We start from the raw sequence: 24945 nt of genomic DNA, 5'->3' as shown, positions 1-24945 counted from the left end.
ACGAGAAACGAGAGATTCCGAGAAACATGAGCAATAGCCACCCTACCGCGAAGCAAGCCGCGCCGGCCAAGCCGGCGACCGCCCCGAGTGCACCTGCGACAGCACCGTACACGCCGCTAAACTGGGCCTTTCCGTTCTCACCGGTCGGCAAAGATGACCCGGCCAACCCGATGACCTATATGAAGGCGCTGGCAGCCGCCGAAGACGGGTTCTATCCGCTGGGTGCGAATGGCATGTGGCATGGCGGCATCCACTTCGACCAGAACACGGCTGCGCAGTTGAAACAAGGCGACGGCATCCGCGCAATCGCCGACGGGGAAGTCGTCGCGTACCGGCTCGACAGCAAGTATCCGGAACAGGACTACCAAGACGGCCGCCACGCGTTGTATTCGACGGGCTTCGTGCTCATCCGTCATCGGCTGAAACTGCCTCCGCCCCCACCTCCGCCCGCAAAGCCGGAGCCAGCCAAGAATGCTGCAACCCAACCGGCAACGTCATCCACAGCGCCAGCAACGGCGACGCCAGCTCCAACGTCGAGCACTACACCACCCGGCAAGAACGAAACGCTCACGTTCTTCAGCCTGTACATGCACACGATGGACCACAATAGCTACCAGTCCGCGGCAGAACAGGCGAAAGTCGCTCAGGTCGACCGCTTCAAGCTGAACATGGGGCCAATGCCGTATTGGGAAGGCGATCGTTACTATCGGGTCGGCGACAAGGCGAAAGACAAGCAAGAGGTCTCGCTGCCAAAGGTGCCCGTGCCATCATTGCGTGACACGATCAATCGCGATGTACTCGGAGAGTTCATCCAGAGCGATTTCAAGAAGGTGCCCGAACCGGAAGAAGACACGAAAGACACAACACCGCTCCCGGCCCCGGTCACGGGCCTGCGCATCCGTGAGCTGCCGAACAGCAAGAGCAAAATCCTCGGCATCTTGCCGCAAGGTACAGAGTTGACCGTCTCAGACACTGACGACCAAACAAAAGCGAACCCGGGCTGGGCGAAAATCAAGGCAATCAAGTCCGGGACTCCGGCTGCGGCGGTTGTCGGCCAGTCCGTATCGCCGCATGCGCCATACGGGTACGTCTTCCTCGGGGAACTTGATCCGATCGTCGATCCGAAACCGCTGGACACAGTCGTCGTGCTAAAGCAGCCTTATGCTGTGAAGGCTGGAGACGTCATCGGCCAGTTCGGCCACTATCTGCGGTACCCGGACGCGAAGTTATTGCCAGCGAAGCCAACCCGGCCACTGCTGCACCTGGAAGTGTTCGCAGGCCCCGAACTCGAAGCATTCATCCAGAAGAGCCGCGAGCGGGCAAAGCAGTTACCCGCATTCAAAGCATTTCTAGAAATCTCGCCGGGTGCGCGGCTCGTAACCGACCTACCAGAACCGGACCAGAAACTGCAGCCCGGTACCAAACTTGTACCTTTCGCCGCCGACGCAAAGGGCAAATGGGTCAAGGTGCAACCGAAAACAGCCGCACCAGTACATGGTGGCCGACACACGAAGCCGGTATTCAACGACGCCGGTGCGCCCGTTTGGGTGGACAGCAGCCTCGCCAACACGACCACCACCGCGATCGTGCCGGGCTGGAAGGATTTCCCGCTGAGCTTCTCCAACGCCAAGGGACCAGGCGCGGATTTCCGTGACGTGTTCCGGAGCGTCGACTTGGAGAAGAACGGTCCGGGGAGCATCGCGAAAGATGACAAGGGGCGTCGCTGGTATTACGTGGAGATCGGCACCAAGGACGGTAGTACTCGCAACGGATGGGTGTGCGAGCAGGACCATCCGCTCGTGCGAATGTGCGGGCCGTGGGACTGGCCGGGCTTCGAACTGGTCGACAACAGCAGCATCATGCCGGTCGACATGCTCAAGCGGTACATCCACGTCGCCGAACAATTTCTGGCCGATGAAAGCAAAACCGAATTCGAGGCGAGCGCCGCAACGGTCAATGCGAGCCCGCTCATCACAAAGCTCGAGAAGGCGATTGACACGAATCACGACGGAAAGGTGACAGCGCAGGAGTTGAAGCACGCGCAGGAAACGCCGTGGATAGCAGAAGCCCTCTCCCACCTCGTCGTGCGGTGTGAAAGCGAATGGGGCGGTGGCCTGGGTAAGTGGGAAGCGTTGTCGCCGTTGATGAAGAAGCTACTGTGGCTGTGGAAAACTGAGATCGAGCGGATCGGAAAATTGCAGTGGTGGGAGCAAGTCACCAGCGTAGAAGGTTTCCCTAAGGAACCGAATCCATGGCATTTCCATCCGGTTGGAATTGTCGGAAATTTCAAAGTAAGTAGCAGCACCGCATTGGATGAACTGATAAAGAAGATCGGCGATATTATTGCGAGTGGCGAAGGCGGATATGACGCCTATAACACGGGTACAAAAGATGTTCCGGGCGGTCACGTCGGTCATTCCTATATACACGGGGGGCCCGGCGGCCCCGTTACAGGTAAGACCATCAACGAGATTCTTGCGACCGAACCTCTACCAGGGACCAACCCAAATCGATTGTTTGCCACCGGGAAATACCAAACCATCTTCCCTACACTGAGCGCCGGAAAAGCGAGCCTATCTTTGAGCGGAAATGAAAAGTACGATGCCGATATGCAGGAGCGGATGTTTCGCGATTATCTGTTTAACAAGGCTGGCGGCGGTCGACTGTCTGCATTTGTAAAACATGGGAAAGGAACTATCGACGATGCCGTGTTTTCTGCATCCCAAGAGTGGGCGTCAATCGCTGTCCCCAAAGGATATCCGACGAACAAGGTAATTAAACACCCAGATGGGACAAAAGAGAAACTCCTGTCAGATGGAACGCTGACATACTTTCAAAATGAAGGTGCAGCCAATAAGGCCAGCATGACTTCTACTGGTAAGCTACGAGAAATTCTTGAAGAAATCCAGAATTCAAGATAGGCAATCGACATGAAAAAAATATTTATTTCGACTTTTTTGGCCGCCCTCGCAATTTTGTCGTTTGGAATTTTTGCCAAGCAACCGAAGACAGATAGCGTAAAAAATCATCCATACACAGAGGTGAAAATTTCTTACGCAACATCAGATTTAACAAAATGTTCCTTCCAGTACAGTCCTGTTGATTTTTGCGACGACAAGCACGTCGCCACATACAACGACACGCTCAAAACGCAAGCGCCGAACTTTAACGACCACTATATTCTTTTGGCCTACCCTGAATTCAAAAATTATCATCAAAGGTCAGTTGTCGCAATCGACACTCAAACTGGGATAGTGTATCCACTTCCGATCGATGCGTTTTCTGGCTTCATGCACGGCCGACCGGCTGCCAAAGATGAAGGAAAGATCAGCTATTCCATAAAGAGCAACAAAGTATGCATTAGTGGTGCGATACTGGTCTACAGATCATTTGAAGAAGGAAATTTCTGTTTCGAATTTGTTGGCGATAAATTCGTCGGACATCATACCGAATATATGTACCCTTAAAGGGGACTTCCTATGATGAATTTAATCCGCGTTGGTGACGACACCGATCACGGCGGTAAGGTCGAAACGGGTTCCACGACGATGCGCTTTGACGGCCGCTACGTCGCTCGCAAGGGCGATCGCGTGTCGTGCCCGCAGCATCCCGAAGTGTCGTCCAACATCATCGTCGAAGGCGATCCGTCAATGACGGACGACGGCATTCCGATCGCACGGCACGGCCACCGCGCCACGTGCGGCTGCCACCTGATCTCGAGTCTCGTTTGATCCTGAGATCAAACAAGGTGCCAACGTGTCGACAAATGTCGTTGGTTGTGTATCGAAATCAGCGCTCGCAGATGTTTAGCGCCCCGCGCCTGACACCTTTGCCGGGCCGGATTGTGGAGTAGCACGTGGTTTGTTATTGGTAACGGGTGCGCACGACCTGTTTCGAGGGGGCAACCACATGTTCCAAGATGGCCTTGCCGTGCAATCGGAACACCGTGATCCTTGATATTTGGATCACCCTCTTCGATCACATTCGGATTAACATCTGGGTGAATTGGACACTTTATTTTATCCCCTTTTCTCGCGACCCCTCGCCCATTTATCTTCATAATCCGTGACGCCTCAACAACCTCACCACCGTGATCAGTCGAATCACCCATTCGAATAGCGTTCAGCATACCATCACACCTCGACCTAAAAAACATCACAATTGAGGCAATCAAAAAATATTCACCACACAGCCTCATCTCAATGCAATTATCCAGGACGGCCAGTCAATCCAGAACAATTCTTGGTCGGCGAAATCTTCCCAACGTGCCGCTCATATACTATACACAGTGGCTTCTTTGCACCGGCCTTTAATCTCCTGCCGCCACACGCAGAATCAGCACCTACGATCCCACCCTTATCAACACACACGCTCCCAGATTGCATAAGCTGAATTTCTCTATACAAAATTATTTTCCCACCAACCACCTCATAAACCCTTCTCCACGATCCGTCGGCCTGATCGAAATCATAGAAGTACGCTGCCTTCCCAACATAATCTGCTCCGACGGGCAAATATCCGGCAAATGTCGCCTTACCGCCCTGCAGCGCGTAAACATTCATCTGGACATTGGCTCCCGACCTTCCAGGATTTATCATAACCAGCGTGACATCAGATTCAGCCAGCTGATTTACGATCCATTCTGCCCCGACACAATTGTCTGAGTCATCCAACTTCTGATCAATCAATACGCCTGCCTCCCCGTCGATCTTATCACCCGCAAACACCTTAATTTCAGGCTGACCGACTTCGCAAACAAATGTGAAAGACTCACCACCCGACTTAGCCAAAATAGTAACATCAGATGGACTTGCAGCCCAAACCCCACGCAATCCCGCAAAAAAAGAATAGCGAAAATCCAAAATTTCGATCTCAAGATAAAATCCCCTTAATTCTTCCCGCCTCCGACAATCTCTGAGGGAAATGAGCATCGGCGGGAAAATCCGCCGCCGAAGAAGCATGATCCCCTCTGATCTTATTTGTCAAACTTATTGCATCGTCTCTATCAGCAATACCAAGCAGCAAATTCTTCGCCCAGAAAAATCCTGCCGTATCAATAGACACATAGGCATCATCTGACACAATATCAGGATTCGAAATAATTGGCCGTCTCAAGGTCGAAATGAGCTGAGCAACAGTTGTTGAATTTTGAATCGGCGTCAAATCCTTATGCTGCGCCGAATGATAGGGAGGAGTAAAACCCCACCAGCGCGCATCGTTCCACCACACCTCCGCGAAGGAAGATTTTTGCAACCACCCTCGATAGACAAAATATTTGGAGTAATTTGCCCTTCCAGTTAGCTGCTTGAAACCTCTACCCCGGAATTTTCCGCCGTCATTCCACTCCACGTTCCCCAGCCATCCGGCATAATTCTTCGCCTTCTCGTACTTTCTAAAATATTCGTATGGATCACCATTGTAGAGCTCGGCCATCCAGCGAAGTTGACCCGACTCGACGGAGGCTTGACCAAAAAAGTGCGACAGTCTGAGCGTTGTGGTCAAGCAATATTTATTCACCGTCTTGTTGATACTTGTTCGATATTTCTGGGCTGAACTCGCAGAAGCAGATGGATAAATTTGCTTAAACTCATCCTCACTAAACCACTTACACTTCATGAAGTGTCGAATAAATGCTGTAGGCGGCCAATGCCAGCAATCATCAGCCGCTGGCTTCTCGCCTTGAATTTTCTCCCAAAATGCCAAAGCCTGCACATGCCCTTCAAACAACTTGAAATCATCATCGGAGAGCGGTGCGCTTAACGCCTCATGTTCAGTCTTTAACCAACCATAGAGCTCGTCCAAATTGCTAGCAGACCATTCCGTAGAAAATCGGCACACCACCTGTGCAAGACGTTTTCTGAGAGCTGCGTTCTGCAGTGCGCCTACCATTCCGGCATGATCAATTTGTGTCTCACCAGAAGCATCCAGCAGCCATTTCTTTAACGTTGGCGAGTCACAGAGATTGCTTTTCGTCGAATCGTCTTGAATAAAATTCCAACCCGCCCATTCTGGAAAATCGGCGTCACTATATGCCTGAACGCCCTGACCAGACAGGTTGATCCATCCCTGACCGACAGGAGTATTCACCTTTCGCCAATGGTTAAAATTCGCATTAGCTTGTTCATTGATACATCGCCCGAAACGTAAAACTTCGAAGATTACGCTGGTTGACGGAGGTGTTCCTTGAGAGTATTTCCCATTCAACTGCTGCGATCGATTATAAAGATCATATTCAGCATCCTGTTCTGGCGGCATATCAGCGCAAACTTCCCAACTGCCATCGGCGGTGCATTGATATGTCGTCAGGGTACATCCCCTGTCATAATGCATCCGCACGGCAAGCGGACTCGTCGTCTGCGAAATTGCGACCTGGGGTGGTGCTCCGTCTACTGAAACGCTACCATCGCTCTTAGCAGGGTGCGGCTCGTTCGAATATAAATTCGCTCCGACTGGAACAAAAAACCAAATATCTCCATAGATCGCGTCGATACGGCCTGCACTCCCCATTGGCCCCGGAGCACGTCCGAGTAACTTCGTCATGTTTTGACTGTCGCAAACAATTTCGAAGTGGATGCGCCCCGGCCGACTATACACAATCCCGGGCAAACCTAGCTTGTCCTTGCGGTGGACTTTTTTTCCTGCCGTCAGTGGTTCCACACTTTGCAGATGCATATACACAGAAAAGAAGGTGACCTTTGATTGCTCGCCGTCCCCGATCTCCGTGTCATGCCGAATGACTACACAACCGTCGTCAGTTCGTACGCCGGCATAGTTCAATTCAGGTTTGTTCTTCGTATCCGTGGCACGAACGAACACAATCGTACCGTCTGCAATCGCTCTAACCGGAAGTAGATGCCCCTGATTGTCGACCGGAGCTTCCAGATGCGCTCCGCCGTGCCATCCGAGATTAAAACTGACGGGAAATGCCCCGTTTCCAGGACCACACTCCAGCATAGGGAACGAATCCCGCGCAGGATCGACGTTCGGATCGTTATCAGGCTGAGCCGAATTCACAAAAGGCGGACTAATAATCATGGCGACTCTGTCAGATAAAATTACAGGGAATGGAGATATGTGTTTGCAACTTCGCCCGAAGAAAACGACGGCATAGGTACCCAACGAAGACCAGGTATAAGGGGGGCGACGATGACAGGTTGCGCTCGCTCAACCGCAAACTGACCGATGCTCGTGGCAATGTTCCGCCCGACCAACTCTGCGATAACTTGGTCTACGTCCGTGATCTTGTCGGGCAGCTCAGCGTCGAAGTATCGGCGTTGTCTCGCCAGCGCCACCCGCTTGCACTCTTCCCAGTTTGCATTTCCGGACGTTAAAAGCATTTCGCGCCCAGCAACACCAAGCTCGAACAACATTGCGCGGTCGAGGCTGCTTTGCTCGACCAACTCGGCGGAGATCGGCTGCATCCCCGAGGCAGAGCTTTTTCTTTTGTTCAGGTACGCAACAACCCCGGTGGTCAACCGAGGAAACACGGCGTCAAACAGGCCGGGCACATCTCGCGCCACGGTCCGCGGGTCATGCAGCAGCTTGGGCATCGGAGCACCATCCTTCATAAACCGACGCAAACGTCGCCTTGTCCTGCCGTTCAATTCCCAATTTGAGGGCGTGTTTAAAATTGAGCTCGACCTGGCGCCTGAATCCATCGCCCTGATCGCCAAACGAATCCGCTGCCAGCCAAACTAACCGCTGGCATTCGGGGCTCATGCTCGACCAACTACTACCGCGGAGAGCAGTGAACCCAGCTCGGTCCTTCCAGCGCCGCCAGCACTCGATGCACGCTCGCTTCACCGTTTCAGACCGAGCGTGTTCATAGGTGCGCTGGACGAATGTCGCACGCTCAGTCGTGCGCCGCGCCTGAAGAGTTCGCAGATAGTGCAGTATGCTGGCCTCTGCTCGAAGTAAGTGAGAGGAATGGTCTGCGATTGCGTCAAGCATGGAATCAACTTGCGGCGCGATGCTATCGAACGCTGGGTCAGCCCGCAGACCAGTTATCCCTCGCATGATCGTCGACCACGACCCCCGAAACGCGTGAAGGTTCTCCGGCGCGAGAAGCGTTGCTACAAGTTGAAGAGCAATTGCAGGTTGCTGAAGTTTTAACGTTCTACTTATTTGGGTGACGAGAAAGTTATCCGGCAGAGCTTTTTCAAGCTCTTGGGTCAGAATCGATTGAACCTCCAACGTCGCCACCGTCTCCTTCAGTGATTCATCGTCGTCGATGGCGGTGTCCGAATACGGATCAAAATGCAGGTCGACTGCCCGAAGTCGGGATGCACCATCTTCGTCGTCGCCCAGTTGTGCCGTAACGTAATCGACATAGTGCTTCGCCGTCAGCATGACGGTCTTGCCCGGTTTAGAGTGAGGCCGTAGTCTGCCAGAGCGTAGGAAAGTACCGACAACGCGCGGTACGCATCGGCGTTCGACGGTGCGATGAGCACATAGTCGTCAACGTACCGGAACCACCGGATTTCGCTGACGGTCATCCGCTGATCGAACGGATTCAGGAATAGTTCAGCCAGTGCGCGCGACGCTTGGCCGCCGACAGGAAGCCCGAACGAGCGGCCCGCCGAAAATTTCCCTAGTAGCGCGGTGATCTGGTTGCCAACCCGGCCGTCAGGAAAAAGGTCGTTGATTGAGTTTTGAACTTAATGATGCGAAACATGCTCATAGAAGCTGGAAACGTCGGTCTGAACAACTATCGCATCGTCAGGCAGGCTGCGAGCCTCAGCAACGGTAGCCTCTCGGAACGATCGCCACGAGAAGCTTCTGTCAAACAACTCCTCGGTGCCGTCGCGCCGGAAGCGGTATGAACGCGCGTGAGGGTCACGTTGGTCTTCAAGCGCATTCGCTATTGCAACACCCAGGCCGTTGAAGTAGACGGACCAGAAAGGATCATCCCTTACCACGGGTACCACGCCCTCCTGGAGTCCGACATCGTCAATTTTCTGTCCCAGAAAGCGAAAATTCAGATAATCCATACGGCGCACCGTATTCGACAATCGATTCCAAAATATTCGAGCCAGCCTCGGAAATTATCTCCGACATATATTTCGATTTTCCCGAGTTTACGTATGCAAGATGTGCGACATGACCAATTACCATGGTCATAAATACAAGTGCATTCAGACCAGCAGGGTTGCCTCTAAATAGGGACTCCTGCATCCACGGATTCTCAGTTTCATCTGCATCAAGGTAGAACGCCAAGCTTTCCGGGGTGATAGGCTTGCCATCCAACCAATCTTTACAAGCAACCAAGGCGCGCTCGCACAATTTAAAACTCTCCGGATGCGATGCCTTGATCGTCTCGTTTGCGCGGTTTGCCATCGCAAGCAGTGAAATAATTCGTTTCTCCCACGGCATAGCCATCAGCTTATTTACGATATCAGTTAGCAATCTTTCCTCCGCGAACCACAATGGTTGTACGTCCGGGCATTGCATTTCCGCCAACTGCAGAAATCCTTACCGTCAAATTTGGATACCGATTACTAAATTGTTGAACCACACCACTCAAATCCGAAGACCCTGTCAATCCGGTAGTGCATTTATTGCAAACGCCGCTCATATTTGAAATCTGCACATCAAGGGTCTTTCCGGCCAAATCAGCACTCTTCAATCCACTCGAATCAATTTGCTGCGCCACTCTATTAAAGAGGTCTTCCTCAGCATAACGCGTAAACAGAGGGTTTTCGTCAAGGGCATCGGCCTAGTGTCGAGTACGGAGAACTACATGACGCTGCTCAATATTCCGGTCGAAGCGCACCCCGTAACACTCACTGCCAGCACCAGCAGTACAACCCGACCTGCGATCGTTCGGGGCATGTCGTTCTCCTTCTCCGTCGGTCAAACCTCCGTATACGATGCCGACTGTGACGCCACCAGTTTCGGCGGAATCGGACATGTGCACCGACAGAGGTCGTCACTCAGCGCCGACTGTCGGCCATCCGGTCCGGTGCTCGAATGACGTGGGCCGTCGCACTCGATCACGCCGAGTGTCTTGCACACCGGGCACCATACCGGATCGTGTTCATACGCTTGTTCGCGGTCGTGCAGCATGTCTTGTCCGTCACCACCCTGCACGATGCCTCCGACTGTCGTCGCGTCACCCTTCACGATGTCGTAGCGTCGCATGTCGCCTCCGCTCAGACTGCGCCAGGCCGCAGTCGCAGGCTGTTCAGCAGTGTGTCCCACGTTTGCAGCGCACCAGCCTCGTCCACCGGCGAACTTGCCTGGTCGGGCGACAGGTCGGGACTGGGTGCGCCTAAGAGCAATTGAATCGCCGTATGTGGCTTCGCCAACGTACTCGGATCACCCGGCGCGAGCAGATAGAAACGGTACGACGTAATCTCGCCTTCCTTCAACGCGAACAGCACTTCCTCGGCATCCATCCCGGCCACCGTGCGCTTGCCCTGCCGCAGAATGCGATAGCTCCCGCTCGATATCTGGTCCATCTTCGCGCGCAGATCAGGCAACGTCTTGGTCAGTGGCGATTTCTGGTCGCCGGTTATCGATTCGCGCATCTGGATCACGAGCAGCGCTGGCCGCCCCGGCATCAACGCGAACGACTGGCTGACCTCCTCGGAGAAGGTCGACGAACCCGTGGCTATGCCGCCGTCAAAGCAGAACCCCGACTCGGTCGGCACCGACCAATTGTCACGTGCCTTGATGCGCCGATAGAGGTCCGTGTAAACAGGTTCAAACTTGTCCAAACCGGTCGAACCAAATGACCCGGTTGTATGAAATAACGTGTTGTTTTCGTAGATATAACCCTCCGTATCGAAAGGTAATTTTACGCCTTCCGTATACGCATCCACGTAAGCAAATACCTTTGCATTTGCTCTTGGAGAGATTTCTCTTTCCAGCCATACGTGATTCAATTTGTTATTATTATTTCCGGGGTCGATTCTTTTTTCCGTCTTTAATTTTTTCTCCAAACCTCCGACTTTTGTCTGATATGTAGCAATAGCAACATTGTGTTGTGTCTCCAGCTTATCCCCCCAAAACCCATATCGTTGATTCGTGAGTTCGCTCGTCGCAGGTCGATTGAACACGAAGCGTCCGACACACCACGGGCGCGGTTTGGACAGCAGAGGATTCGTCATCGTCGGTTCCACAGAAAAACTGATCGAACAGGCGCAGATGCCCACTACAAAAAACAGCAATCGTCCAATACGTGTCAGCATTGCGGCTCCTTTGCATCTTGTGCGATTTGCACGATACTGTAGAGCAACGCCCAGCGAGTCCACGGATGGTTGTAGCTTTCCTGATGCACGTAGCCCCCTTGGTCAAATACCACTTGTACACCGTGGGCCGCTACACCATTTACGCCGTACGCAGGGGCTTCGGCCGACCAGACCGCCACGGTACCATCACCTGGGATGATCCCGTTCTTCTTAGGATCGGGGACTTTGCTGTCAGGCGGTAGCTTAGGGTGTTTCTGAACCTCGAATTCGATGGTGACGTTGCGCGAATCCAAGTGCACGCGTAGCGTGCCGCTGTGCGTATCGTGCATGAACCGCGCGGCGCTCAGTTGCTCCGCCGTTACCCCTGCGGGCACGTTTCCCTTCCAGATCACCGTGCCCCATGCCAACAAATCGGTCAGCTTCTTGCCTTTCTCGATTGTGGGTTTGCCGTGATTGTCGCCCGATTCGGTTGCTCCCTTGGGTTTCAACTCCCCATCCCCGTAAGCCACGTACGTATTATCGTGGTAGGCGTACTTTATATTGGTTTGATTCTCAACCACCTTTTTCATTACCTTGCTGAAATTCTCATCTACGGTGGACTTTATTGGGTTAGCGTCGAGTCGTGCCTGGATGATTCCTGCCGGGTCGAGCAACGATGTCGACTACTCCGGCACCAAGCCGTACCATTTCGAATTGGTATAAATCTGCGCATATGCGCTCCCATCTTTCGGAAACTCCATCACCGGTGTGCCATCGAGCCGTGCAAAAATCCACCATGCCTCACCGTTGTGATAATCCGGCATCGGCAGCAACTCGAGCGCCCCCGGTGCATTCGCGGCCACCGCCACAAATTCGTTCGCATTACTCCCGAGCAGGGCACCATTGATGAAACCGTCTATCGAACCCTCGCTTCCACCGCCGGTACGGAACCGCTTCGCCGCGATCGGCGCCCCGGTCGCCGGCAGCACGTTGTGGAATACTCCCTGCCGCGTGCATGGCAATCGCCATCCGAGCCACCAACCCGCCCATCGAGTGCGTCAGGATAATCGCCTTGCCGCCATGCTTGCCACGAGCCCATCGTGCGGCGCAGGTCATGCAACCGGAGATTGGCGATGCCAGCCATATCGAGGATGATCCTCCATGCCTTCTTCGGTGACACGAGATGTCCCGCCTCGCCAGAACCCGGAAACACGAACGGCGAGTCCCCTCGCTCTTTATCCCGCGCCCGGAGAATAGCCACCACATCAGGAACCAGCGGAACGCTTTGCGGCGTTCCATTTTTTGTATCCGGGATACGCCACTCCGCTCGGTCGGGATTCACCTGTTCCCAACGCATCGCAAGAACATTCCTCTGCGCGCGCCAGTCTGCAGGCTGACCAAGATGTAGTCCAGCACCGTGGCATTCGGATATGCCAGCACCTGCTCGAAGAACTTCGGCAGTTCGTCCGGCTGCAGGAAGCGATCCCGGCTGACTTCGCTATGTTTGCGGATACCGTGGCATGGATTGATCTGGTTCCACATTCCCCATTCGATCGCCTTGCCAAAGATACTGCTGACAAGCGCAAGCACCCGGCTCGCCATCACCTTGTGATCCTTGCTGATCTTGATGAACAGTTGAGCAACTGTCGCCGTCGTGATTTCCGATAGCTGCCGCGACGCGAGGTTGATACCGTCCCCATTACTCGAAAGGTATTCCTCGAATTTCTGCTTGTCTTCCGCTGCCGTCTTTTTGTGCGGAACGCTGCGATTCTCGTAGTGCTGGTCAAACAGCTCGCCAAAAGTCATCTCCGCGCGACGGGCACGCTTCAGCTCGGCTGGATTCGTCCCACCGGCGATGTCTGCGATCAGGGTCAGAGCGTGCGTCCTCGCCTTATCAACCGTCAGATCGGGATAGCGCCCAATCTTGATTCGGTCTGACTTACGATTGACTTTCCGATAGAGAATGAACGTCTTGACGCCGCTCGGGCCGATGCCGATCGCGAGACCACTCACCTTCGTGTCGTTGTAATACTTCCAGCCCTTCTCTGGCATCGGCAACGCTTCGATCTAGCGTTGTGGGTCGGAACAGCAAATCGCAATGAGCTTAAGTTCCACATCAAATCAATGATTTATAACTTCCATCGATCGCCAGCGACGTTGAAAATAGTGGGGACACCCGATTTGGAATCAGAGGGTCGTAGGTTCGAATCCTATCGCTCCGACCACGAGATATACGATAAGGGTTGCAAGCCATCGCGCTTGCAGCCCTTTTTCGTTTGGTCCGCCGCCCGCTTGCGCCACCGGTGCCGTACCGCCCGCAGCCCGCGCACGAAAATTGCGGAACACGCGATAATGTCCGCGACCAACCCGCAATCACGCATGAAAAACCACGTTTTCAAGACTGCCCTGCTCGGCGTGCTGCTCGCAATCGGCACCCTCGGTGCGTCCGGCGTCGCATCGGCCAAGTCGCTCGATGACGCGCTCGACTGCCATTCGAACGGCCACAAGTTCGTCGCGCCGCTGCTCGCGGCAGGTGACATCCAGTCGGAGCCGATGCACGTCGAATCGAATTCGGTGAACGCATTCCGCACGAACCATCCGCTGACCGCCTACGGCTTCGGCGTCTATGTCGTGCTCGGCTACCAGGCGAACGATCCGATTTTCCAGCCCGGCGACGGCACGCCGATCGGCAACTGGGCATACGGCGTCGTGGTGCGCGGCACGAAGAACGCGGTCGAGCAGGCCGTGCGCAAGGCCGGCAGCGACGCGACCGTCAAGCAGGCATTCCCGTTCCTGACCGCGATCGTGTGCTCCGACTGAGCGCATCGTAAGGCAGCGCTGGCGGCGCGGGCGCGCCGCCGTCGTGCCGGCGCGTCACGCGCCCGTATAAACCACGCGGTACGGAATACCGACCTTCTCCCACTCGGCCGCTTCCTGGCTGAGGCTGTAGTCGGTCAGCGGGTTCTGCTCGACCCATGCGCCCGGCAGGCGCACTTCATACCCGCCCTTCTTCATCTGCGACACGGAAATGTCCGGCAGCCCGGCATCCGTCCGGCGCCGGCACAGCAGCGCCGCGAGCCTCAGGCAGAACAGCAGCGGCCATTCGACGTCGCGCGCCTGCGACAGCTTGCCGAGCTTGCCCGCATGCCCGAGCACGAGCGCGGCAAGGCGCGCCTGGTCGGTGCGCGAGAAACCCGGCATGTCGGCGTTGCTCGCGATATAGGCTGAATGCTTGTGATACGAGCTGTGCGAGATCGACAGGCCGATCTCGTGCAACGCGGCGGCCCAACCGAGGAACATCCTGCCTTCCTCGCGTTCTTCGTCGTCGGATTCGTCGAGCTCGTCGTAGAACCGCACCGCGAGCGCACCGATGCGCCCGGCCTGCGCGCGATCGACGCCGTAGCGGCGCGTGAAGCCCTCGACGGTCACCGCGCGCATGTCCTCGTGCTGGGTCCGGCCGAGCAGGTCATACAGCACGCCGAGACGCAGCGCGCCGTCGGTGGTATCGACGTAGTCGACCCCCAGTTCCTCGAATACCGCGAGCATGATCGCGAGGCCGCCGGCGAGCACCGGCACGCGATCGGGCTTCAGCGCGATCAGCTTCAGCCGGTTCACGTTCTCGGACTTGATCAGCGCGCGCTTCAGGCGTTCGAGCCCGCCGCGCGAAATGCCGTGCGTGATGCCCGCGTCGTTGAAGCCGTTCGCCTCGACGAGCTCGGCGAGCGCACGCGCCGTGCCGGACGAACCGATCGCCTGGTCCCATCCGGCCTTCTTGTACTCGCTGGAAATGATCTGGATCTCGCGCTTGGCCGCGAGTTCGGCCTGCCGCATCGTGTATTCGTCGACGTTGCCGGCCGGGAAGAACGCGCGGCTATGGCTCACGCAGCCGATGTAGAGGCTCTCCATCACGATCGGCGTGTAGTGCGAGCCGATGATGAATTCGGTCGAGCCACCGCCGATGTCGACGACGAGCCGCTTGCCGGCGCTCGCCGGCACCGAATGTGCGGCGCCCGCATAGATCAGACGTGCCTCTTCGCGGCCCGCGATCACTTCGATCGGAAAACCGAGCGCCGCTTCGGCCTCGCCGAGAAATTCGCCCGCGTTCTTCGCGACGCGCAGCGTGTTGGTCGCCACCGCGCGCACATGATCGGGATGGAAATCGCGCAGGCGCTCGCCGAACCGCTTGAGCGCCTCCCAGCCACGCTCCTGCGACGCGCGATCGAGCATCTTGTCGCTCGACAGGCCCGCGGCCAGTCGAACGGGCTCGCGCAGCGCATCGACGGGATAGATCTGGCTGCCCGCCGGCGTTTCCTCGACGCGCCCGACGATCAGCCGAAAGCTGTTCGAGCCGAGATCGACGGCAGCCAGCAAGTGGGGGGATGTAACCATCAGAAGGGTGCTCCGTGCGCGTTCGCCCGCGGCAGCCGGCCGGCCACGCTGGGCGATCAATCAAAGGCGACATTTTAAGCGTGGAACGCTTGCCGTTGCCACGCTTCACGGGCATGTACACGGGTAGATTGTATATGGCCGAAACATTTATGAGACAAAATGGTTCAGGCGTAGAATTTCCCGATATAAATACATTATCGTCATCAGCACGTCATCGTACCGTGAGAGTTTCCGAGCGTCCTTTCGAATCATCGCCTGAATCACCCCCTACTCTGCCGATGTCCGTCCGCTATCCGCTTCTCAATCGTGAACTCGGCATCCTCGGTTTCAACGAGCGCGTGCTGGCCCAGGCGGCTGACCCGCAGATTCCGTTGCTCGAGCGACTCCGCTTCATCTGCATCACGAGCAGCAACCTCGACGAATTTTTCGAAGTCCGGATGGCCGGCCTTCAGGAACAGATCCGCGACAACCCGGGCGCACTGACCCCCGACGGCATGTCGCTGCAGCACGCTTACGACCTCGTCGTCGAGCGCGCGCAACGGCTCGTGCACCGCCAGTACACGATGCTGCACGATACCGTGCTGCCCGCGCTCGAACAGGAAGGCATCTACTTCCACGCGAGCGACACGTGGAACGAAGAGCAGCTCGAATGGGCGCGCCGCTACTTCCTCGATGAACTGCTGCCGGTGCTGACGCCGATCGGCCTCGATCCCGCGCACCCGTTCCCGCGCGTGCTGAACAAGAGCCTGAACTTCGTCGTCGAGCTCGAGGGCCGAGACGCGTTCGGCCGCCAGGCGGTGATGGGCATCGTGCAGGCGCCGCGCGCGCTGCCGCGCGTCGTGCGCATGCCGCAGGCGCTGTCGGGCTTCGAGCACGGCTTCGTGCTGCTCAGCTCGTTCATGCAGCGCTTCGTCGGCGAACTGTTCCCGCAACTGGTCGTGAAGAGCTGCAACCAGTTTCGCATCACGCGCAACAGCGAGCTCTTCGTCGACGAGGACGAAATCACCAACCTGCGCGTCGCGCTGCAGGGCGAGCTGCCCGCGCGCCACCTCGGCAACGCGGTACGGCTCGAAGTGTCGGCCGATACGCCGGCGCATATCGTTCGGCGCCTGCTCGAGGAAAGCCTGCTCAGCGAGAAGGACTGCTATCGCGTGGCCGGCTCCGTGAACCTCGTGCGGCTGATGCAGATCCCCGATCTCGTCGATCGCCCCGACCTGAAGTTCGCGCCGTTCGCCGCGTCGATCCCGCCCGCGATCGTCAACGCGCCGACGATGTTCGACGCGATCGACGACGGCGACATCCTGCTGCACCATCCGTACGAAAGTTTCCAGCCGGTGCTCGAACTGCTGCAGCAGGCCGCGAAGGACCCGAGCGTCGTCGCGATCAAGCAGACGATCTACCGCACCGGCACCGATTCGCCGTTGATGGACGCGCTGATGGAAGCCGCGCGCAACGGCAAGGAAGTGACCGTCGTCGTCGAGCTGCTCGCGCGCTTCGACGAGGAAACCAACATCAACTGGGCGTCGCAGCTCGAAGCCGTCGGCGCGCACGTCGTGTACGGCGTGGTCGGCCACAAGTGCCACGCGAAGATGATGCTGATCGTGCGGCGCGTCGTGCAGAACGGCAAGGCGTCGCTGCGCCGCTACGTGCACCTCGGCACCGGCAACTATCACCCGCGCACCGCCCGCCTCTACACCGACTTCGGCCTGATGACGGCCGACCAGAAAATCTGCGAGGACGTCCACCACGTCTTCCAGCAACTGACCGGGATCGGCGGCGAGCTCACGCTGCACGAGCTGTGGCAGTCGCCGTTCTCGCTGCATCCGCGCATCATCGAATCGATCCGCGCGGAGATCGACAATGCGCGCGCCGGCAAGCGCGCGCGCGTGGTCGCGAAGATGAACGCGCTGCTGGAGCCGTCGGTGATCGCTGCGCTGTACGAAGCGTCGCAGGCCGGCGTCAAGGTCGACCTGATCGTGCGCGGCGTGTGCGCGCTGAAGCCCGGCGTACCGGGGCTGTCGGAAAACATCACGGTGCGCTCGATCGTCGGGCGCTTCCTCGAACACCACCGCATCTACTATTTCCACGCGGGCGGCGCCGAGGAGGTCTATCTGTCGAGCGCCGACTGGATGGACCGCAACCTGTTCCGCCGCGTCGAAGTCGCATTCCCGATCCGCGAGCGCAAGCTGAAGCGCCGCGTGATCGCCGAAGGGCTGTCGGTCTGCCTCGGCGACAACCAGTCGGCCTGGCAGATGCTCAGCGACGGCCACTACCGCCGGCGCCGTGCAGGCAAGACGCTCCGCAACGCGCAGCTCGGGCTGCTCGCGAAGTTCTGTTCGTAGACACGTGGCGGCGCGCGGTTTCGCGTGCCGCGCCACCAAACAAAAAAGCACAGCCCACGGGCTGTGCTTTTTTGTTTGCGGCGTATTTGCGTTGGGATGCCGACGTCAGGCACCCGACTCGCGTCACGCGCTCATGCTTCGAACGCGGCCGGCCGGATCGCGATGATTCGCGAGGCCGGGAAGCGCGCGGTGAACGTGCTGCCGCGCCCCTCCTCGCTCTGCACGTACAGGTGCGAGTCGTGCCGCTGCAGCACGTGCTTGACGATCGCGAGGCCGAGCCCCGTGCCGCCCGTATCGCGCGAGCGGCTGCGGTCGACGCGGTAGAAGCGCTCGGTCAGCCGCGGCAGGTCGGCGGCCGGGATGCCGAAGCCGCTGTCGGTGACCGAGAACACGCCTTGCGCGCCCTCGCGCCGCCACGACACGAAGATCTTGCCACCGTCCGGCGTATAGCGGATCGCATTGGTCACGAGATTCGCGAACGCACTGAACACTTCGGTCTGCGCGCCCGTGACGCCGAGCGTCTCGTCGATCGTGAACGTAATCTCGTGATGCCCGTTCGACAGCGTCTGCGCATCCTCCTTCAGATGGTCGAACACGGCACGCATGTCGATCGCGTGATCCATCGGCGGCTTGCTTTCGCCCTCGAGCTTCGCGAGCACCAGCAGATCGGTGACGATGTGCCGCATCCGCGACGCCTGCTGCTCCATCATCTCGAGATAGCGCGCGCGATCTTCCTCGTTCAGCGGCAGTTCGCGCATCGTCTCGAGGAAGCCCGACAGCACGGTGAGCGGCGTCTTCAGTTCGTGCGATACGTTCGCGACGAAGTCGCGCCGCATCGCGTCGGTCCGCTCGAGCTCCGTGATGTCCTGCGTGAGCAGCAGCTTGCGGTTCTCGCCGTACGGAAACACCTGCACTTCCAGCACGTTCTGCCGCGAGTCGCCCATCCCGCGCATCACGAGCGTCTCGTCGTAATGCTGCGCGTTCAGGTAGCGGACGAATTCCGGATGACGAACCAGGTTCGTGATGTGCTGGCGCAGGTCGCGCTTCGCATCGAGGCCGAAATGCACCTCGGCGATCGCGTTACACCACTCGATCTGGTCATGGTCGTCGAGCATCGCGACGCCGTTCGGCGACGCCTGGATCGCCTGGATGAAGCGCGAATGCTGCTGCTCGACCTGCCGCACCTGCGCATGCCACTGCTTCGCGAGCTTGTGCAGCCGGTAGTAGATTTCACCCCAGATGCCCGGCGCGCTCGGCACCTCGCCGTAGACGGGCGCATCGAGCAGGCGCCACAGGCGTTGCGTATGGAAGGTACTGAAGAAGCCCTGCGCGACCAGCATCACGACCGCGAACCCGAGGCCCGCGATCGGGCCGGCGAACACGCCGACCAATACGCTGATCAGCACGAGCAGCACGAGCGACACGAGAAAGCGCGCCCAGATGATGTTCATGTTTCAGCGCCCGAAAGAATGAACGGCATGCCGTGGCACACGGCATGTCCGGATACGTTACGCGTGCTTGGCGAGCCGGTAGCCGCTGCCGCGCACGGTCTCGATCATCGCATCGCAACCGGCCGGTTTCAAGGCCGCGCGCAATCGTTTGATATGGACGTCGACGGTACGTTCTTCGACGAACACGTGATCGCCCCAGACCTGATCGAGCAGTTGCGTGCGGCTGTGCACGCGCTCCGGATGCGTCATGAAGAAATGCAGCAGGCGGAATTCGGTCGGGCCGAGATCGAGCTTGATCTCGCTGCCGTCGCCGTGCGCGGCGACCCGATGCGTGGCCGGATCGAGGCGCAGCCCGTTGATCGACACGACGTCCTCGGTCAGCTGCGGCGCGCGACGGCGCAGCACGGCCTTGATCCGCGCCATCAGTTCCTTCGGCGAGAACGGCTTCGTCACGTAGTCGTCCGCGCCGATCTCGAGGCCGAGCACCTTGTCCTGCTCGTCGCCCCGCGCGGTCAGCATGATGATCGGGATGTGCTTGGTCCGTTCGTTGTTGCGCAGGTCGCGCGCAAACGCAATGCCGGACTTGCCCGGCAGCATCCAGTCGAGCAGCACGAGGTCGGGCAGCACGTCGCTGATCAGGTTCTGCGCCTGCTCGGCGTTGTACGCGCGAATCGGGCAGTGACCGGCATGCTGGAGATTCACCGAGATCAGTTCGGAAATCGCGGGCTCATCTTCGACGACGAGAATGTTGCTGGGCATCGGCACCTCTGTTCTTCCTTACGGAGTCGATTAACTGTTGGCTTCGCGATCGAGCGTGTCGCGCGGCTGGTGCCGCACGTCGGTGCCCTTCACGATGTAGATGATGAATTCGGCGATGTTCTTCGCGTGGTCGCCGATCCGTTCGATCGCCTTCGCGATGAACAGGTACTCGAGGCCGACCGAGATCGTGCGCGGGTCTTCCTGCATGTACGACACGAGCTTGCGCACGAACGCGCGGAATTCGAGGTCGATTTCCTTGTCGTCCTTGACGATCTGCGCGGCCGCTACCGTATCGAGGCGCGCGAATGCGTCGAGTGCGCGGCGCAGGATCGTCACGGCCATCTCGCCCGACACCTTGATCTCGGCGATGTTCACCGCGCGCGCGGCCGGCTCGTCGATCAGGCGGCGCACGCGTTTCGCGATCTTCTCGGCCTCGTCGCCGGCGCGCTCGAGGTTCGTAATCGTTTTCGAAATCGACATCAGAAGACGCAGATCGCGCGCGGCTGGCTGCCTCCGCGCGATGATGTTGCCGCACTCCTGGTCGATGTCGACTTCCATCGCGTTCAGCGTTTCCTCGGCCGCGATCACCTTCTCGGCCGTCTCGCGGTCGAATTCGTTCAGCGCATGCATCGCACCGACGATCTGCGACTCGACGAGTCCGCCCATTTCCAGCACTTTCGACGACACGGCATTCAGGTCCGCGTCGAACTGGCTCGACAGATGTTTATCCGACATGGTTGTGATTCTCCGTCATCAGCCGAAGCGGCCGGTGATGTAGTCTTCCGTTTCCTTGCGCACCGGCTTGATGAAGATCTTTTCGGTTTCGCCGAATTCGATCAGTTCGCCCAGGTACATGTAGGCCGTGTAGTCCGAGCAGCGCGCAGCCTGCTGCATGTTGTGCGTGACGATCACGACCGTGTAGTCGCTCTTCAGCTCCGCGATCAGCTCCTCGATGCGGCCCGTCGAGATCGGGTCGAGCGCCGAGCACGGCTCGTCGAGCAGCAGCACTTCCGGACGGATCGCGATACCGCGCGCGATGCACAGACGCTGCTGCTGGCCGCCGGACAGCCCGTAGCCGCTCTGGTTCAGCTTGTGCTTCACTTCGTTCCACAGCGCGGCCTTCGTCAGCGCCCACTCGACGCGATCGTCCATCTCCGAGCGCGTGAGCTTCTCGAACATCTTCACGCCGAACGCGATGTTGTCGTAGATCGACATCGGGAACGGGGTCGGCTTCTGGAACACCATGCCGATCCGCGCGCGCAGCAGCGAAATGTCGCGCTTGGTGGTCAGCAGGTTCTCGCCGTCCATCAGGATTTCGCCTTCGGCGCGCTGCTCCGGATAGAGCGCGTACATCTTGTTGAACGTGCGCAGGAGCGTCGACTTGCCGCAACCCGACGGACCGATGAACGCCGTCACCTTCCCTTCGGGAATGCGCAGGTTGATGTTCTTCAGCGCGTGGAACTTGTTGTAGAAGAAGTTGAGGTCGTTGACCTCGATCTTCGCGTTCAGCGGCGCCAGCGGACGATCGTTCGCCGCGTCGTGCGTGCCGACGGGCGCTGCGGTGCGCTCGACGGGATTCAGGTGGCTCTCTGCCATATTCATCGGATTGCTCCGCCGTTACTTTTTCGAGAAGACCGAGCGCGCCAGGATGTTGAGTCCGAGCACCCCGAGCGTAATCAGGAACACGCCCGCCCATGCGAGCGACTGCCATTCCGCGAACGGGCTCATCGCGAACTTGTAGATCGTCACGGGCAGGTTCGCCATCGGCTGGCTCATGTCCCACGAGAAGAACTGGTTCGACAGCGCGGTGAACAGCAGCGGCGCCGTTTCGCCGGCGATCCGCGCGATCGCGAGCAGCACGCCCGTGATGATGCCGCCCACCGATGCGCGCAGCGTGATCTTCAGCACCATTCGCCACTTCGGCGTGCCGAGCGCGAAGGCTGCTTCGCGCAGCGCGTTCGGCACGAGCTTCAGCATGTTCTCGGTCGTGCGGATCACGATCGGGATCTGCAGCAGCGCGAGTGCGATCACGCCGGCCCAGCCCGAGAAGCGCCCCGACTTCGCGACGACGATCGCGTACACGAACAGGCCGATGACGATCGACGGCGCCGACAGCAGGATGTCGTTGATGAAGCGGATCGTGCCCGCCAGCAGGTTCTTCTGGCCGTATTCGGCGAGATAGACGCCCGCGAGGATGCCGATCGGCGTGCCGACCAGCGTGCCGAAACCGCACAGCAGCAGGCTGCCGACGATCGCGTTCGCCAGACCGCCGCCTTCCGTGTTCGGTGCCGGCGTCGATTCGGTGAACAGCTGCAGCGACAGACCGCCGACGCCGAGATGCACCGTGGTGTAGAGAATCCATACAAGCCACAGCAGGCCGAACGCCATTGCGGCGAGCGACGCGGTCAGCGCGATCGCGTTGGTCACCTTGCGCTTGCGCTGCAGGCGGTTGCGCATCGCGTCGAGCGCGGCGCCGTTCGGCCCCGGGAAATTCATGACGGGCTCGCTCATTTCTTGCCCTCTCCTTTCTCGAGACGAAGCAGCAGCAGTTTGGAGATGGACAGCACGATGAACGTGATCACGAACAGGATCAGGCCCAGCTCCATCAGCGCGGACGTATGCAGGCCCGGTTCCGCTTCCGCGAATTCGTTCGCGAGCGCCGACGTGATGCTGTTGCCCGGCGCGAACAGCGACACGCTGTCGAGCAGGTTGGTGTTGCCGATCACGAAGGTCACGGCCATCGTTTCGCCGAGCGCGCGGCCGAGGCCGAGCATCACCCCGCCGATTACGCCGGTCTTCGTGTAGGGCAGCACGACCTTCCACATCACTTCCCACGTCGTGCAGCCGATCCCGTAGGCCGATTCCTTCAGCAGCACGGGCGTGACTTCGAACACGTCGCGCATCACCGATGCGATGTACGGGATGATCATGATCGCAAGGATCACGCCGGCGGCGAGAATGCCGATGCCGATCGGCGGGCCCGCCGTCAGCGGACCGAGCACCCACACGTCCTTGAACAGACGGCCGATCGGCTTCTGAAAGTATTCAGCGAAGATCGGCGCGAACACGAGCAGGCCCCACATGCCGTACACGATCGACGGAATCGCGGCGAGCAGCTCGATCGCGATGCCGAGCGGGCGACGCAGCCACACGGGCGACAATTCGGTGAGGAACAATGCGATGCCGAAGCTGACCGGCACCGCGATGACAAGCGCGATGAGCGACGTCACGATTGTGCCGTAGATCGGCACCACTGCACCGTAGATATCCGAGTTCGGATCCCACTCGGTTTGCAACAAGAAGCCGAGGCCGAACTTCTGGATGGTCGGCATCGACGCAATGATCAGGGAAACGATGATCCCGCCCAGCAGCAGCAGGGTCACGATCGCGGCGAGCCGTGCGAGGCCGCCGAACAGAACGTCTCCGAGACGGCTCGGCGCGCGTTGCTGCGCGACATCGGGCCGAGAAGACGTGTAGGAAATATCAGACATGGGCGCCTGTTCTGGATCGCCGGGCGCCGTGACGCCCGGCCTTACCGCACACACTGCCCGGCCGGCACGGCCGGGCAGCGAACCGCTGGATTGCTTACTCTGCGGCGACCGGCTTGCCCGATGCGTCCGTCACCTTCGTCTTCCACTGCTTGCGGATTTCCGTCTCGACCGACGACGGCAGCGAGATGTAGTCGAGGCTGTCGGCTGCCTTCTCGCCGTTCTTGAACGCCCAGCTGAAGAACTTCAGCGTTTCGGCACCCTGCTCCGGCTTGTCCTGCTTCGCGTGCAGCAGCACGAACGTCGCGCCGACGACCGGCCATGCTTCCTTGCCCGGCTGGTTCGTCAGGATCTGGTAGAACGACTTCGACCAGTTCGCGCCAGCAGCAGCAGCCTTGAACGTTTCGGTCTTCGGCTCGACCACCGTGCCCGTCGAGTTCTTCAGGGCCGTGTAGGTCATGTTGTTCTTCTTCGCGTACGCCCACTCGACGTAGCCGATCGCGCCCGGCAGACGCTGCACGAAGGCCGCGACGCCGTCGTTGCCCTTGCCGCCCGTGCCCGTCGGCCAGTTGACCGTCGTGCCTTCGCCGATCTTCGACTTCCACTCGTCGTTGACCTTCGACAGGTAGTTCGTCCAGATGAAGCTCGTGCCCGAACCGTCAGCGCGGCGAACGACCGCGATGTCCGTATCCGGCAGCTTGACCTTCGGGTTCAGCGCGGCGATCGCCGGGTCGTTCCACTTCTTGATCTTGCCGAGGTAGATGTCGCCGAGCACCGGGCCCGACAGCGTCAGTTCGCCGGCCTTCACGCCCGGCACGTTGACGACCGGCACCACGCCGCCGACCACCGTCGGGAACTGGAACAGGCCTTCCTTCGCGAGCTCTTCATCCTTCAGCGGCGCGTCCGAACCGGCAAAATCGACCGTCTTCGCGTTGATCTGCTTGAGGCCGCCCGACGAACCGATACCCTGGTAGTTCACCTTCGCGCCGCCGGACTGCTGGTAGTCGGCAGCCCATTTCGTATAGATCGGCATCGCGAACGTGCTGCCTGCGCCCGTGATGTCGGCAGCTTGCGCGGCGACTGCGAAAAGCGCGCCAGCCAGGCCGGCAATCGCGGTTTGCATCAATTTCATGAGACCTCCAGTGTGTGAGCGGATGACTACGGCACCGCGAAGGTTAGGGGCTCCTCATGACGATAATGTGACAATCGATGAAACTGGTGTGACAGTAGCATGACTGGTTGAAAGGGAGTATCGGGCCCTGTGAGGGCGGCCGCGCAAGGGCAGCGCGGCGGGAATGACGGCAAGAATTACCGGTCAGGAAGGGCTGTTCGGTACCCGCTGATG

24 protein-coding genes and 1 pseudogene are annotated in these 24945 nt (G+C 58.6%); 5 read left to right on the top strand and 20 right to left on the bottom strand.

Translation table 11 applies throughout. The features are described 5' to 3' along the window. The first annotated feature begins 26 nt into the window (after positions 1-26). From ACT2FV_RS23340 to ACT2FV_RS23330, 3 genes are read left to right on the top strand one after another with little or no spacing between them, the layout of a single operon-like run. Positions 27-2921, top strand: coding sequence for an SH3 domain-containing protein (locus tag ACT2FV_RS23340; RefSeq protein ID WP_444504889.1), 2895 nt, complete (start codon positions 27-29; stop codon positions 2919-2921). Positions 2922-2930: 9 nt separating this feature from the next. Then, complete coding sequence (locus ACT2FV_RS23335; RefSeq protein WP_444504888.1) at positions 2931-3467, top strand: hypothetical protein; 537 nt, start codon at positions 2931-2933, stop codon at positions 3465-3467. Positions 3468-3479: 12 nt separating this feature from the next. Further along, positions 3480-3731: a PAAR domain-containing protein gene (locus ACT2FV_RS23330; RefSeq protein WP_175770352.1), complete on the top strand. Its 252-nt coding sequence runs from the start codon at positions 3480-3482 to the stop codon at positions 3729-3731. An 8-nt stretch (positions 3732-3739) separates the two neighbouring features. Here ACT2FV_RS23330 and ACT2FV_RS23325 read toward each other — a convergent pair whose 3' ends face one another. The 12 genes and pseudogenes from ACT2FV_RS23325 to ACT2FV_RS23270 form a co-directional block, all read right to left on the bottom strand. Beyond that, positions 3740-4111: a PAAR domain-containing protein gene (locus ACT2FV_RS23325; RefSeq protein ID WP_444505444.1), complete on the bottom strand. Its 372-nt coding sequence runs from the start codon at positions 4109-4111 to the stop codon at positions 3740-3742. Between the two features lie 97 nt (positions 4112-4208). Then, on the bottom strand, positions 4209-4931 hold the full coding sequence (locus ACT2FV_RS23320) for a hypothetical protein (protein ID WP_444504887.1): 723 nt from the start codon (positions 4929-4931) through the stop codon (positions 4209-4211). Further along, the gene (locus tag ACT2FV_RS23315; protein WP_444504886.1) at positions 4873-7035 is read right to left on the bottom strand and encodes a hypothetical protein; all 2163 of its coding nucleotides are present in this window, start codon (positions 7033-7035) and stop codon (positions 4873-4875) included. Before ACT2FV_RS23315 ends, ACT2FV_RS23320 begins: the two co-directional genes overlap by 59 nt. A 20-nt stretch (positions 7036-7055) precedes the next feature. Further along, positions 7056-7550, bottom strand: a complete 495-nt coding sequence (locus ACT2FV_RS23310; protein WP_444504885.1) for a hypothetical protein — start codon at positions 7548-7550, stop codon at positions 7056-7058. Further along, the gene (locus tag ACT2FV_RS23305; protein WP_444504884.1) at positions 7531-8349 is read right to left on the bottom strand and encodes a hypothetical protein; all 819 of its coding nucleotides are present in this window, start codon (positions 8347-8349) and stop codon (positions 7531-7533) included. Before ACT2FV_RS23305 ends, ACT2FV_RS23310 begins: the two co-directional genes overlap by 20 nt. Beyond that, positions 8343-8516 (bottom strand): hypothetical protein, encoded by a 174-nt coding sequence (locus tag ACT2FV_RS23300; RefSeq protein ID WP_444505443.1) that lies wholly within the window; start codon positions 8514-8516, stop codon positions 8343-8345. Before ACT2FV_RS23300 ends, ACT2FV_RS23305 begins: the two co-directional genes overlap by 7 nt. Before the next feature lie 141 nt (positions 8517-8657). Next, positions 8658-8990 (bottom strand): hypothetical protein, encoded by a 333-nt coding sequence (locus ACT2FV_RS23295; RefSeq protein ID WP_226114034.1) that lies wholly within the window; start codon positions 8988-8990, stop codon positions 8658-8660. Further along, positions 8950-9450 carry an Imm6 family immunity protein gene (locus ACT2FV_RS23290; RefSeq protein ID WP_226114244.1) on the bottom strand — a complete coding sequence of 167 codons (501 nt, stop codon included), beginning with the start codon at positions 9448-9450 and terminating at the stop codon, positions 8950-8952. The genes ACT2FV_RS23295 and ACT2FV_RS23290 overlap by 41 nt, the downstream gene beginning before the upstream one ends. Positions 9451-9852: 402 nt before the next feature. Beyond that, complete coding sequence (locus tag ACT2FV_RS23285) at positions 9853-10140, bottom strand: PAAR domain-containing protein (RefSeq protein WP_444504883.1); 288 nt, start codon at positions 10138-10140, stop codon at positions 9853-9855. Positions 10141-10151: 11 nt separating this feature from the next. Continuing rightward, positions 10152-11192 carry a T6SS immunity protein Tli4 family protein gene (locus tag ACT2FV_RS23280; RefSeq protein WP_444504882.1) on the bottom strand — a complete coding sequence of 347 codons (1041 nt, stop codon included), beginning with the start codon at positions 11190-11192 and terminating at the stop codon, positions 10152-10154. Further along, positions 11186-12254, bottom strand: a pseudogene (locus ACT2FV_RS23275) (alpha/beta hydrolase); the annotation flags it as partial. The pseudogene ACT2FV_RS23275 and the gene ACT2FV_RS23280, both read right to left, overlap by 7 nt. A 255-nt stretch (positions 12255-12509) precedes the next feature. Then, positions 12510-13223: an integrase arm-type DNA-binding domain-containing protein gene (locus ACT2FV_RS23270; protein WP_444504881.1), complete on the bottom strand. Its 714-nt coding sequence runs from the start codon at positions 13221-13223 to the stop codon at positions 12510-12512. 327 nt (positions 13224-13550) lie between these two features. On the opposite strand from ACT2FV_RS23270, the gene ACT2FV_RS23265 reads away from it, so the two are divergent. Next, entirely contained in the window at positions 13551-13991 is a 441-nt protein-coding gene (locus ACT2FV_RS23265; protein WP_124626652.1) for a hypothetical protein, read from the top strand. A gap of 54 nt (positions 13992-14045) precedes the next feature. Here the strand turns inward: ACT2FV_RS23265 and ppx are convergent, their stop codons facing one another. Next, a complete protein-coding gene (gene ppx, locus ACT2FV_RS23260; protein ID WP_059603629.1) occupies positions 14046-15560 on the bottom strand; it encodes an exopolyphosphatase in 1515 nt (504 codons plus the stop codon). Between the two features lie 278 nt (positions 15561-15838). Here ppx and ppk1 point away from each other — a divergent pair, with 278 nt between their 5' ends. Next, complete coding sequence (gene ppk1, locus ACT2FV_RS23255; protein ID WP_226114031.1) at positions 15839-17902, top strand: polyphosphate kinase 1; 2064 nt, start codon at positions 15839-15841, stop codon at positions 17900-17902. Positions 17903-18033: 131 nt separating this feature from the next. Here ppk1 and phoR read toward each other — a convergent pair whose 3' ends face one another. From phoR to pstS, 7 genes are all read right to left on the bottom strand, one after another. Then, positions 18034-19353: a phosphate regulon sensor histidine kinase PhoR gene (phoR, locus tag ACT2FV_RS23250; protein ID WP_059603622.1), complete on the bottom strand. Its 1320-nt coding sequence runs from the start codon at positions 19351-19353 to the stop codon at positions 18034-18036. 57 nt (positions 19354-19410) lie between these two features. Further along, positions 19411-20112: a phosphate regulon transcriptional regulator PhoB gene (gene phoB / locus ACT2FV_RS23245; protein WP_006750313.1), complete on the bottom strand. Its 702-nt coding sequence runs from the start codon at positions 20110-20112 to the stop codon at positions 19411-19413. Between the two features lie 30 nt (positions 20113-20142). Further along, positions 20143-20847, bottom strand: coding sequence for a phosphate signaling complex protein PhoU (gene phoU / locus ACT2FV_RS23240; RefSeq protein ID WP_059523442.1), 705 nt, complete (start codon positions 20845-20847; stop codon positions 20143-20145). A gap of 18 nt (positions 20848-20865) precedes the next feature. Continuing rightward, on the bottom strand, positions 20866-21714 hold the full coding sequence (gene pstB / locus ACT2FV_RS23235; protein WP_444504880.1) for a phosphate ABC transporter ATP-binding protein PstB: 849 nt from the start codon (positions 21712-21714) through the stop codon (positions 20866-20868). A 15-nt stretch (positions 21715-21729) separates the two neighbouring features. Next, positions 21730-22623 carry a phosphate ABC transporter permease PstA gene (pstA, locus tag ACT2FV_RS23230; RefSeq protein ID WP_444504879.1) on the bottom strand — a complete coding sequence of 298 codons (894 nt, stop codon included), beginning with the start codon at positions 22621-22623 and terminating at the stop codon, positions 21730-21732. Then, entirely contained in the window at positions 22620-23603 is a 984-nt protein-coding gene (gene pstC / locus ACT2FV_RS23225; protein ID WP_059603612.1) for a phosphate ABC transporter permease PstC, read from the bottom strand. The genes pstA and pstC overlap by 4 nt, the downstream gene beginning before the upstream one ends. Positions 23604-23697: 94 nt before the next feature. Continuing rightward, on the bottom strand, positions 23698-24732 hold the full coding sequence (gene pstS / locus ACT2FV_RS23220; RefSeq protein ID WP_124626659.1) for a phosphate ABC transporter substrate-binding protein PstS: 1035 nt from the start codon (positions 24730-24732) through the stop codon (positions 23698-23700). Positions 24733-24945 lie beyond the last annotated feature (213 nt).

The organism is Burkholderia sp. PR2, from assembly GCF_052372875.1.
GTDB classification, from domain to species: Bacteria; Pseudomonadota; Gammaproteobacteria; order Burkholderiales; family Burkholderiaceae; genus Burkholderia; species Burkholderia diffusa.
The sequence above is the reverse complement of the archived record's forward strand: the minus strand, read 5'-3'. Positions and strand labels throughout refer to the sequence as shown.